The sequence below is a fragment of the Komagataeibacter europaeus LMG 18890 genome, assembly GCF_000285295.1.
GTDB classification, from domain to species: Bacteria; Pseudomonadota; Alphaproteobacteria; order Acetobacterales; family Acetobacteraceae; genus Komagataeibacter; species Komagataeibacter europaeus.
The window spans coordinates 1-12206 of the sequence record NZ_CADP01000083.1; the positions used below are offsets into that span (position 1 = coordinate 1).

Genomic DNA, 12206 nt, shown 5'->3' on the forward strand with positions numbered 1-12206 from the left:
CTGGTCCTCAATCATCTGATCGACTTCTGGGGCGAAGCCCATGGCCGGATTGCCGATGTCACGCCGACCCTGCAGGGGGCGACATGATCCCCCGCCTCGCTCTGGCGGCACTCGGGGTATTTCCCTTTTTTGCCCCCAGCACGACCGCCCGCGCCGCGAGCATCCAAGAAGATGGCCGCCAGATTGCAGCCTGTCTGGAGGCTTCGGCAAAAATCTCCGGTGTGCCCCGTGGCGTGCTGCTCGTCCTCCTCTATGTCGAGGCCGGCCGTCCCGGAATGGTCAGCCCGAACAGTAACGGCACGGCGGATCTCGGGCCGATGCAGGTCAACACGACATGGGTCGATCGCATCGCGAGGCGATGGCACAGCACGCCCGCGCAAACATATGCGGCCCTGCGCGACAGTTCGTGCGCCAATATCGAGGCAGGCGCCTGGATCCTTGGTCAGGCGATGCACGAAGCACACGGTGACCTCTGGCAGGCCGTGGCCTTCTACCATTCCCATACCCCACGCTACGGCGATGCGTATCTCCGGCGTTTCTACGACATCGCCCTCACGATGATGGCCAGAAACCGCAGGGACGATCACTCATGAGCACGAGCCGCGTCCCATGGTCATCCAGCGATGACTATCTGCTCTTTTCCTCGATCATCATCATCGTCGGGGTCCTGCTGTTCAGCTACATGGCCTGGAGCCTGTGGCATACGCAGATCACGGCCTTCTATCTGCGGGTCATGCTGGGGCAGATCAACCTGCTGCATACGTCCGATCCCGACCTGATGCGCCTGCGGTTCCAGTTGCAGGCCGCGCAATATCGACCGGACCTGGTGCGGGCGATCCAGCTTTATTATGGACTTGCGATCCTGGGCAATGCCCTGAAATGGCCGGTGGCCATCGTGATTGCCCTCATGGGCGGCTTATGCATGTGGTGTGCTGCCCCCGGCCGTTTTGCAAAGGCGCTCGATCTGGAAGGTCTGATCGCAGTGCAGGCAGAAATGTTTCCGACACTGAAAGGCTTCGTCCGACGCCGACTGGACAGGCTTGTAACGCCCACGGATGGTAATCCCCTGCCCGCAGACCCGGCCCTGACACGTGCCGAATGGGGCGCGCGCTTCGCTGTCGATGCACAGGACCGCTACAGTGAAACCGGCGCGCTCGAGGCGTTCACACGCCAGTTGGGCCGCCACTGGTCCAGCATCAACGCCGCATCCCCTGTCGAACAGGTGCTTCTCGTTGCCTTTGCGATGCACTACCTCCAGAGGCGCCGGGAAGCCCTCGCCCTGCTTGGTGAACTCTCTGCCGGCCTGGCCGACGCTGGCCTTGATGGTCCCCGTGGTCCGCTAGCGCCACTCACGGTGCCAGAGTCCGTTGTGCGAAGCGCCCGCTCTGCCCTGCAGGACAAGGAAATCACAAACTGTATCGATACGGTCTGCGAGCGCAGCGGATGGAGCGTGACCGCGCTCATGACCCTGCTGCACGAAGCCCGGCGTCAGGCGGGCGTGCTCGCCCCCTCCTCATTCGCCATCGTGAAGCTCATCGACCGATCATTGTGGTACGCGCTGCACTCACTCGGCTTTCCTGCTGAAATCCCGGCCGAAGACCTTCATCCCAATCCCCGCATCGAGGCCGCCGGCGCGCGTGCGCACTGGAGCGAAGAACGACGCTACCAGCGTCCGATCTACATCCCTGCGGTTGAGAACGCACTCGCCATCCTGCGCCCGATGCCCGAAGCACAAGGATCTTCCCATGACCCGTATCATCCTGCACGCTGATGGCCGGGCTCCCATCACCATTGAACTCGACGGGACAGGCTTACAGCCCCTCCATCTCCATCTCGGATCTGATTTCGGGCAGATGGAGACGAGCAGCGCGGTCCCGACTTTACCGGCACCGGAAGCATCACGGCACTGGCGCCTGAAAAAAGCGTTGCCCGCGCTCATCGCTGGAGGACTGGCCGCCATCCTGATCATCGGCACACGTCAGGCCATGGTTTCCGACCGCACTGTTCCCGACACGGGGCCCGCTGGCATGCTACGGCCGCCTGCAATTCTACCCCCACTCTCCGGCGCGCCCATGACGGACGAAGGCGCGCCAGGGGTCCGCTCAACCTATGTCCCGGGCGAGCACATGCCGGTCGACGGGAATGTGGTCGGCAATCCCGACGGTCACCCGGCGAGCGCGGAAATTGATGCCGCACGACGCATCATGACGCAGCGGCCCGTCGTCATTTATCCGCACCCCCCAGGTGGCGCGCAGACAGCGCCGACGGCGCCGGTTTCCCCCACGGCACCAACAGCGCCCGTACCGCATACGATCGGCACGGGAAAATCTCCTTTTGGGCTGGAAGACTGAGGCATGGTGAAGCGCGAGATCGGCGGACCGCAGGTCCACCAGCAACTGAAACACGGCGCTACCTATCGCGATACGCGTCCCTTCACGGTCCGGATCGCCGAAGAGTTGCAATCCAGCAGTTCCGGGTTTGCTCTCATGATGCTGGCAGGGCTCAGCGTGCTGGCTCCCGCGATCGTCGGGATCACCTTTCCCCTCGCCCTCTGCCTGACGCTCTGGGTCATGACCCGCCAACCCGTGTTGCCTTTTCATCTGCCCCGGTATTGCGGACTGAAGGATAAACACGATCTTGATCCCAAAACCCGTCGGCCGCGGGCGGCGGCAGGCATCATATATCTTGGAACGGACGGACTGACCGGCCAGCAACTCTGGCTTTCATCCGACGCGGGACGCCAGCACGCCGCCGTGCCAGGCACGACCGGTGCGGGCAAAACGACATCCGCCATCTCCCTGCTCGCCAATCCGCTTGCGCATGGATCCGGGTTTATCCTGATTGACGGCAAGGGTGACAACACGGTCCACGGCGATGTGCTGGCGCTTGCCCGCCGCTTCGGGCTGGATGACCAGGTGCTCAATCTCAACTTTCTAACCGCAAGCGGCATCCGCCAGTCCAATACGTTCAATCCGTTTGCGACCGGCAATGCCGACGCCATCCGTGAAATGCTGGTCAGCCAGCTTGGTGAGCCGTCGAGCAACGACGCCAACGGTGTTTTTCGGGATCGTGCTGTCGGCCTTGCCGGCACGATCGCGCCGGTGCTGACCTGGATGCGCGACACCCACGGCGTGCCGATCAACATCGAGACCATGCGCTACGCCATGGAACTGCGCTGGATCGGCACGCTGGCCCGGCATCGCGTATTCCTGATCCGCAATCCCGGCTCCGATCACCCCATCGAGATCAGCGTGCCCGAAATTCCCGACGATATCCTCTATCCAGCCCAGGCCTATCTGGGCGAACTGCCGGGGTATGATTCCTCGCTGGCGTGGAATGAGCAGAAAGAAAACAAACCGAGCGAGCAGCATGGCTACGCCAAGATGTATTTCACCCGGGTCTTCACGCAGCTTGGCGTCAGTCTCGGGCATATCTTCCGCGCCCAGACCCCCGATATCGACATGCGCGATGTGGTGCTGAACCGCCGCATTCTCGTCGTCACGCTGCCCGCGCTGGAGAATTCATCGGATACGCTGGCTGGACTGGGCAAGATCGTAGTCGCAGCCGGACGCGGCGTCATGGCCCAGCTTCTTGGCGCCCGCCTCGATGGCCCCGCCGAGCAGGTCTTCAAGCTCAAGGCGGGCAGCGGCGACGCGCCGTTCCATTTCTTCTACGACGAACTCTCCGCCTACGTCACGGACGGCATGGACCGACAGCTGGCCATGGGACGCGGTCTGAACTGCATGTTCTGGCTGGGATTTCAGGATCTTCCGGGTCTCACGACACGCATCGGCGACAAAGCCTTTACCCTGCTCGGCAATGCCAACCTCACCCACGCCATGCGTCTGCAGGATGCCATGCGCACGCGCGAGTGGATCGAAAAGCAGTCCGATCGGATCGAGGTCAGTCAGGCCACGCATTTCGAAGGCAACTCCGCTGGCAGTTACCGGGAAGGACGGGGTGCCGAAGTCCGGGAAGTCGCCCGTATCCCCTGGGCAGACCTTCAGTCACTCATCGAAGGCGAGGCCATAACGATGTATGCCGGTCGCATTGTCCACTCGAAGACGTTCTTTGCCGCCGTCAATGGGCGGTCTGGCGCGATCCGCATGGCCCAGCCGGTCATGCTTGCAGCGCCGCTGGACCTGAATCGGGTCCCCCCGGACCAGCAGTTACTCGCCCTCCTCGCGACGATCGAAGGCGGCCTGTTTCAGTCTGAGCTGACCACATTACACGACGAGCCGGATGTTCGCGCACTCCAGGAAGCAGTCGACCGTCTCGGTTCAGGGTCTCAAGACATCCTGCGCAATTTTGCACAGATTGGTGCAGCAGTCGCCGCCGCACCACGCCGGGTCGCTACCGCCAATGACGATGAAGAGAATGAACGCGCAGCCGGAACAGACATGCTGACACCATTTTCCTATATGCTGCGTGATGCTGCCGCCATCCCTAAACCCGGTTTTCAGACACCGCCCCGCACCATACCTCCCATCGACGGTCACCTGCTTGGACGCCTTGAAGCCATTGAACGCCGCGTGGACCGGCAGCCTGGTGTAGCCCGGCGTCAGGCGTTTCTTATAATGGGTGTCAGGGACGCGATGACAAAAGGCACGCCGACGGACGGCGCTGCCAGCACCGGGATGACCGAGAAGGAAATCCTCGCCCAGATCAGGATACTGCGCGAAAAAACAGCAGCATGACCGGCACGATCATCATCCTTCCCGGCGGAGAAAGGTTCCTGCTCGAATGGCGCCGGACTGACCCGGAGCGCTGGGAACGCCGCCTGAAGGCAAAATATGATGAGAGCCGGAGCGCGGACCGTTCTGACAAGGCGCGATGCCTGTGCCAGCATCGCGGTGCCGCATTGCCTCTACAGATCCGTTACCGGGCGGACAGTCACAGTTATCACCTCGCCGTCTGGCCAAATGAAGGGCCGCTGCATGAAAAGACATGCCCCTTCTACAAGCCTGATCCAGAAAAAAGTGGGCGCGCCAGCTATGTAAAGAGCGTCATTCGCGAGGGCGAGGATGGGGATGTCGCTGTGACCCTGTCGATCGGCCTGCGCCGCAAGGGGCCACCCCGGGTAGTCGATGACACGCCGCTGCCTGCTTCAGATCGGCCCGGACAGGCGCGACAGCGCCGAATGACGCCTCTCGGGCTGCTCCATCTCCTGTGGGAGCGGGCGGGGCTGACCGAATGGCGACCGCAATTTGCCGGACACCGCACACCGACGGCTGCCCTGGGCCGGATCGCCTCTGCAGGGACCCGGATCCGGGCGCAGGGCAGACTGATCTCCGATCTTCTGTGCGCTGTCGCCCCAGGGCACGAAAGGTTCGGACGGCGTCTCCACGCCATTGTCAGGACGGAAGGAAAGGAAAACCATCTGTTCCTGATCGGGTTCGTGGAGGCTCTGGAACCAGATCCCAGGGGTAATTTCACCATGACCCTGAGCGGTCAGCGCGACGGTTACCGCTGCTTTGTGACAGTGCCTGCAGCTGAGAGGAACCGTCTTGTCCGGTCGCACCAACTGGCGGCAGCCACCCTCGCCCTGCCCGAAGCGGCGCGGCAGACATACGTTGTAGCGTTGCTCTATGTGACGGCACGAAACATCGGAGCACCCAATAGCCGGTGGAGGGGCTGGATCCAGGCGGAAGTCAGGACCGGTGCCCTGATGACGGTCTCTCGCAGCATGCTTCCTTTCGAAAGCAGTCATGAACTGGCGGTGGCCGATGCCCTCGTGGCAGCGGGACGCGCATTCGAAAAACCACTGCGTTTCGATGCGGAACGGGATCTCGTTTTCCCCGATTTCATCCTGCAGGACACTGTGCGGAATGCCGGATATCCAATGGAAGTTTTCGGCCGCATGGACGAGGCCTATGCCGCCAGACGAGCCAGGAAAGAAAGTTACTACGACGCGACCTTCGGAGCGGGTGAATGGTGGTCATGGGATGCAACAACGGGAAGCCGGATTCCAGCCTTTCCGCCCGCCAGAAAAGGCGCGACACTGTCCTGATCACGCCAGACAATGCCTTTAATCCGACTTGATGGGGCTCCAGACTCTGTCAACGCAACCGAACCCTGCCGGAACCATATCAACGGACACCAGAAGCAGACAGGCTGATCATGCGGCGCTTCAGCGAATGGGAATTATTGATCACAAAGGCGACGTGAGGAAAGCATACGCGTGGCCACGGCTGTCCATATATGTTTTTTTACACAAGACACCGTTTATATGCAATTTTAAGCATCAATAAACGGTTTTGGACAACTCAGCAGGAATTTAATTCCAATGGCAGACCCGATCGGCGGCATGTGGCTTGCGCTGAAATATGATGCAGAGCCATTCGGCGGACTGGCTGTCAAAAGCCAGCTTGGAAGTCGCCGGTCGAGCAGTCATCATAATTTATACAGCATCGAGACGTATCCCGAAAACATGCGTCCGGCCGACACCGCAGCCGCGCATCTGCAGTTTCATCTGCGACACGAACCCACCAGCCTTGAGTTGCTGGCGCGCGTCTTTGCGAAGGCCGGACCAAGTTTTGTCCAGGAGTGGATAAACAGTGCACCGACCGGACAATATGCCAGACGGGCATCGTTTCTCTACGAATTCGTCACAGGACAAATGCTTGTGCCGCCAGTCGACCTTGGTGGCAACTACGTCCCCGCACTGGACGCATCTTTTCAGGTAACAGCTTCTCCAGACAAGATGAGCAACGTCAGCAGATGGCGCATCCGTGACAACATGCCCGGGAATCCCTTTTTTTGTCCCTTTATCCCGCTTTCCAGTCAACTCAAAATGGCTGCGGAGATGGACGTATCTGCCGGCTATGATGAACTGGTGCAGGAATTCGGCGAGAGCATGCTTGCCCGGGCCGCAGTGTGGCTGACAAATCGTGAAAGCAAGGCAAGTTTTACCATTGAAGGCGAGGAGCATCAACTTGACCGGATCCAGCGCTTCAGCCACGTACTCGCCACGAGAACCGGGCATGGGGCAGTCCCGCTGACAGATACTGACCTTGCCGAATTACAACGCAACATTCTCGGTGATGTCACAATAACCGAGCATTTTGGCTTGCGCCTGTCACCGGTATTCGTTGGAGAATACACGATGAGGTACGAGAATGTTGTTCATTACCTCGCGCCTCCCGCAGAAGACGTAGCGGAAATGCTTGAAGGATTAAAAATTTTCCTCGACAGGACTGAAGGACAGTCTTCTGTCATGCGTAGCGCCGTGGCCGCCTTCGGGTTCGTCTACATCCATCCTCTTTCTGACGGGAACGGCCGTGTCCACCGATTCCTGATAAATGACGTTCTCAGACGGGATGGCGCCATCCCTGACCAGATCATCCTTCCCATCTCAGCTACCATCATTGGAGACCCGACGAGCAGGCGAAACTACGACCAGATTCTAGACAGGGTTTCAAAACCCCTGATGAGACAGATCACGGATCATGTCTCTTTCGATCGTGACATGAAGACCTATCCTGATGGGATAAAATCCAATCTCGACTTCTCGAACCACGATCTGGCGAGACCGGCCTGGCGCTATATCAATTTCGCCCCCCACGTTATCTATCTCAGCGCTGCGCTAGAGATGACCATCAAGCACCACATGAAAGAGGAAGCCATATATCTCCGGTCGCACCATAATGCCCGGCAGGCACTCAAGGAACTTGTTGAAATGCCGGATATGGATGCCGACCGCATCATCAGGTCATTACGGGATACTCGTTTCATACCCAGCGGCAAGATTCAGAAAGAATATCCCATGATCGAAAAGTTCAAACTTTGGAACGCTATCTCTGAGGCGCTGAGACGTTCATTCTCTGAATGATTACGCATGCCCCCCCCCGTGATAAATAGAAAGTTGTCCGTTATCAGACATGGGATCCGCAAAAGGATTTTCAGAGCGGAAAAGGCAGACTGCCCTCGTGAGAGCACAACTTTGTAGTCATCGCCTGTGGATTTTCACTGAGAACTGAATTCTTCTACAAGGTATATAACCCAAGGGCTTAGGATCGTGATCCGCAACCTGGATTGTACAAAAGGCATCTTTCGTCCGGATTTATCGACGTAACGCCCCGAACGGGATCATGGTCCGGTCAAACAGGAGCAGCCGCAGTCGGTACCCTACTGCGTAGCGAAGAAGTTCTACCTTCGTATATTGCTGCGGTTCTGAGCCAAGAGATCGCCGCGCCGCCCGGTCCGATGGCGCGTTCCGCTTTTAGTGGACCGCCTTCTTTCCACCCCGGCGCCTTCCTTGCGGCCTATCAGACAATGCAGGTTCTGTCGTGCCCTCATCACCAGATTTGGTGGCAGTGGACGTTATATCCCGCCCCAGTCCAATCTCTCGTGCAAGTTCCGATCTGCGTATTGTGTAATTAGGAGCGACCATAGGGTAATGAGACGGAAGTCCCCATTTCCGCCGATATTCTTCAGGCGTCATGCCATAGGACGCCTGCAGATGCCGTTTGAGCATTTTCAGCTTTTTCCCATCTTCAAGGCATATGATATAATCTGGAAATACGGACCGCTTGATGGGAACGGCAGGTCTCTGTTCTTTCACTCCCAAAGCAGTCGAGACGGACAATGAATTGTAAACAGCCCCAATCAGCCTGATAAGTTCATCCGACGATATTTTATTTCCCGATACATAAGCGGTTATGATTTCCACGGTCAGCGCCAGCTGTCTTTGTTGTTCTTCGGGCATTGTCCATCACCTAAACAGACGAAAAAAATGTGGCCCTGTATATAACACCGCTATTGGGAATAGTCCCTGATGTTTTCGTAGATCTGGCAGCTTGCAGAACAGGTATGCTCTTGAGCAGATATCTATAGGATCCTGTGCCCGCTCATCTGTATTTTATCTGACCGTCAACACTTCTTGCTTTCAACCGCAATCCTGTTACCTGTTGCCCACCCAGCATCAAGACGCCATATCTGCAACACGAGATCATCTGGAGCCGGTGTCAGAAAAACATTCAGACACAGCTTCCTCCTCGGTCCAGGAATGTCTTAAGGCGTGAACATGCCCGGAAGCTTCAGTCGCGCCAATAATGCGCAGAAGACTTTCAGGGATCGTTTCACGCACAACATCATTGAACCGAACACGCAATTCGTTCTTCAACCAACAGTCGAACGGATCAGGATCTCCCCGGAAAGACACATCATCCATCATTGGCCTGCTATCTGCTGCTCCCCGCCTGCCTAACGATACCCAGCCGACTTCGTTGCGCAAATGACCAAAGCGTGCGTCAGATCTGAGATGTTGTCGCGGTATGGCACACGGTCGGCAGGATCCAAATCCGGGTGAGAACAGCAGAAAGCCGGACGCTCTAGCTGGCGGCGCCTGGCGACGCATATGGCACATGGGGACGCCTGCCCAGCACCTGAGCGGCCCGTTGGCTCCGAAGCATCTGCTCCGCACCCGTCATGACCGCTGGTGCGTTCCTGATCATGACCTGCAACCTGGCGTCGATCTCGGCTAGACGCGCCTTATGCAAGCGCTCGGCCTGCCGCGCCTGGGTCTTCAGAATAATCTCCCTGCCATATGGGCGACCTGACTTCATCAGTGTCTCCTGCGTGCGCCCAAGCGCGATCAGTTCGCGAATCCTCGCATCCCGGGCCTTGCGGGTTCGGGCAACCAGATCCGTGCCCAATGATTTATATGGTTTATGCGCCATTTTCTTTGCCACGTGATTCCACAGATCGTCACTGGTGATGGGCGTCATATCCCCGAGCGCCCTCTGGTTCCGGACCGCCTCAAACGTCGCGCCATCGGAGATCATGGTCCATGTTGTGCCACGCGCCCGGCTTTCGGCGACGTATGAGGTAAATCCCGTCGCCAGTTCCGTGCCGCGCGGCAGGGCGTTGATGTGCTCATCTGAAGTAAGCCCCTGTGCAGCATCAATCGTCATGGCATGTCCGAACCCCAGCATTACCCGACCAGTCTTCGCATCACGAAACCGCCGCCATTCAACATCAGCAACAAGCCCGTCCTTCGTGCGGACGCGAAGCCCCGCATCGCCATGGGCCAGAACTTCCACCACATCGCCGTTATTTCCGACTGTGCCGCCCTTTCCATCCACGCTGCCCCATGTCCGACGATACAGCCGAAGCCGGTCGCCCGTAGCGATCGCGAGATCATAGGTTTCGCCGCGCTGATCAATAGCCTGCACGGTGATTTCATGCGTCGAGATCTCGCCGCGCTCCTGCAGGATTTTACGGACTGCACGACTCAGATCGGCAGCATCCTGATTGGTCAGCGCCGACATGCTGATCGTCTTGGCCCGGCCTCGCTGCGGCCCGGCCCCCTCGGCCACCAGTGCATCGCGACGCGTGACATACAGTCGGGCAATATCCTGCAGGACTTCCTCATGATCGCCGCCGACCAGACGGATCGTGCCATCCGCCCGTTTCATATCGATCGCATCCCGCACTTCCTTCAGATGAAACCTGTTACGGACGTCGTCATCATTTTCCTCGTCCGTATGCGCGTTGGCCGCAGCCCCCCTGAACTCGTGGGCTTCCAGATCGCTCTCTTCGGGCTCCGCGCCACGAAACAAATCAGCAATCTGGCGATTTCTCGCTGATAGCTGCCGGACACTGGACAGAAGCTCCGGCATGTCTTCCGGGTCCAGGACCCGACGCAGCATCTCGATGGAGTCCCCAGCCTCGATATTCTGCGCCTGCTCATGGTCACCCAGCGCCTTGATCGTGCAGCCGGTATCGCGCTGCAACTGTAACAGACGAAGCATCTGGCGTGGACCGACCTGGCCGACCTCGTCAATCACCAGCACCGTATTCCGGTCCACATCGACGTCACCGCGCTCCAGCCGCGCCAGGAAAGGCAGCATCGCGCTCGTGTCAAAGATGCCAGCCTCACGTAATGCGTCCGCCTGACGCCAGGCATTGGCAATTCCGAGAACCCTGCGACCGTTCTTGTCATAACGCGTATCATGTTTCCACGCATCGACCAGCGGAGACAGGAGGGCCGTTTTCCCGGAGCCCGCGACGCCGGTGAGCATGGAGAGCGCACCGCCCCGGCCGAGAGCGTAAATCGCAGCCTTCTGCGTCTTTCCATGTTCGCTTGCGAAGTCGAGCGGCGATCGTCCGATCGCTTCTGTGATCTGGCGGTCCGACAGCGCCCCGCTTCGGTCTCCTGAAGCACGAGCCGCCTGAATCGCGAGGTTTTCTTCAATGACGATCTGCGCGGAATTCGTCACCCTCAGCCTGTCGCCGCGCATTTCCTGAATCAGCGAGACCCGTTCCCCGCCGAGTTCAAGACCACGCTGTTCAATAAGGGCCACGACATGATCAATGTCCTTCACGCCGCCTTCGATACCGGTGCCGATCAGACCCCGGGCCGCATACGTTCTGAGCTTGTCGTGATCGATCACGGCGGCTGTTTCAAACTCCCTCGCGAGATGGCGCACAGCGAAACGGCAGGCAATATCGTATCGCTGTTCCCTGGTGCCCGCAGGCGCTACTGGCGCGCCAAGCAGACTTTTTTCCTCCCAGCCAAGACGCCTGGCCTGTTCTCGCCATATCTCATGGTCGCTTGTGCCTTCGTTCTTGTCCAGCCGGGCTGCCAGGCCGGCCATGGACAGGATGCGGCGCTTGCGTTTGATCGGCATATGCGCCCAGTCCGCTCCTTCCGCCGCGGCGTACTCCTTGGCCGCCCTGATGACGTTCCGTCGTCCCTTGCTGAAGAAATCCGATATATCCGGCGGCACGGCCGAGATGACCGTCGCCTGCTCGTTCGCGTCGTATCGCTGGGCAATGCCGATCCGGCGCAGTTCATCAGCGAGCTGCGCCTGAAAATATGCCCCGAATTCATGAACGCGCGATCGCAGCCGCTTCGTGTCAAGCGACCCCACATGCCCCTTTTCCGTGACCACGACATTGAACAGGGCGTTATGGATATGGGCATGGGGATCGCCGCCTGCTGGCGTATCGATCAAATAGGTCTGGCCTGTCCGCGCGTCACGCGCCTCGACCGTCGGGCGCGCGGTATCATGCCGGAATGACACCCAGGTGACCTCGCCCGGGTCGGCACCATCTTCGCCCCCATGACCGCGCCGCGCGAAGCCGATTTCCCGCGCGACATAGAGCATGGTGGCGTCGTTTGCCCGATCAATAGCGTGCCAGATGGTTGCCCTCTCGGCCTCGGTCGGCGCGAACTCGGCCGCGAGAGTCACCGATTTGTG

The 12206-nt window shown here is 59.2% G+C and carries 9 protein-coding genes; 6 read left to right on the forward strand and 3 right to left on the reverse strand.

Features of this window, described 5'->3' with window-relative positions; all coding sequences use genetic code 11:
- The first annotated feature begins 83 nt into the window (after positions 1-83).
- The 6 genes from GEU01_RS16435 (at position 84) to GEU01_RS16460 (ending at position 7831) form a co-directional block, all read left to right on the forward strand.
- Complete coding sequence (locus GEU01_RS16435) at positions 84-593, forward strand: lytic transglycosylase domain-containing protein (protein WP_019086942.1); 510 nt, start codon at positions 84-86, stop codon at positions 591-593.
- A complete protein-coding gene (locus tag GEU01_RS16440) occupies positions 590-1771 on the forward strand; it encodes a secretion/conjugation apparatus DotM-related subunit (protein WP_019086943.1) in 1182 nt (393 codons plus the stop codon). The genes GEU01_RS16435 and GEU01_RS16440 overlap by 4 nt, the downstream gene beginning before the upstream one ends.
- Positions 1746-2351: a hypothetical protein gene (locus GEU01_RS16445; RefSeq protein ID WP_026018810.1), complete on the forward strand. Its 606-nt coding sequence runs from the start codon at positions 1746-1748 to the stop codon at positions 2349-2351. Before GEU01_RS16440 ends, GEU01_RS16445 begins: the two co-directional genes overlap by 26 nt.
- 3 nt (positions 2352-2354) lie before the next feature.
- The gene (locus GEU01_RS16450) at positions 2355-4697 is read left to right on the forward strand and encodes a type IV secretory system conjugative DNA transfer family protein (RefSeq protein ID WP_019086945.1); all 2343 of its coding nucleotides are present in this window, start codon (positions 2355-2357) and stop codon (positions 4695-4697) included.
- Positions 4694-6010, forward strand: a complete 1317-nt coding sequence (locus tag GEU01_RS16455) for a DUF1173 family protein (RefSeq protein WP_010517033.1) — start codon at positions 4694-4696, stop codon at positions 6008-6010. Before GEU01_RS16450 ends, GEU01_RS16455 begins: the two co-directional genes overlap by 4 nt.
- A 276-nt stretch (positions 6011-6286) precedes the next feature.
- Positions 6287-7831, forward strand: coding sequence for a Fic family protein (locus GEU01_RS16460; RefSeq protein WP_019086864.1), 1545 nt, complete (start codon positions 6287-6289; stop codon positions 7829-7831).
- Between the two features lie 390 nt (positions 7832-8221).
- On the opposite strand, the gene GEU01_RS24660 is transcribed toward GEU01_RS16460, so the two are convergent.
- The 3 genes from GEU01_RS24660 to mobF form a co-directional block, all read right to left on the reverse strand.
- Positions 8222-8707: a MucR family transcriptional regulator gene (locus GEU01_RS24660; protein WP_081499995.1), complete on the reverse strand. Its 486-nt coding sequence runs from the start codon at positions 8705-8707 to the stop codon at positions 8222-8224.
- Positions 8708-8950: 243 nt separating this feature from the next.
- Positions 8951-9175 (reverse strand): hypothetical protein, encoded by a 225-nt coding sequence (locus tag GEU01_RS25855; RefSeq protein WP_157212873.1) that lies wholly within the window; start codon positions 9173-9175, stop codon positions 8951-8953.
- A 157-nt stretch (positions 9176-9332) separates the two neighbouring features.
- Positions 9333-12206, reverse strand: a 2874-nt coding sequence (gene mobF / locus GEU01_RS23040) for a MobF family relaxase (RefSeq protein ID WP_042710906.1), incomplete at its 5' end; no start/stop codon positions are given.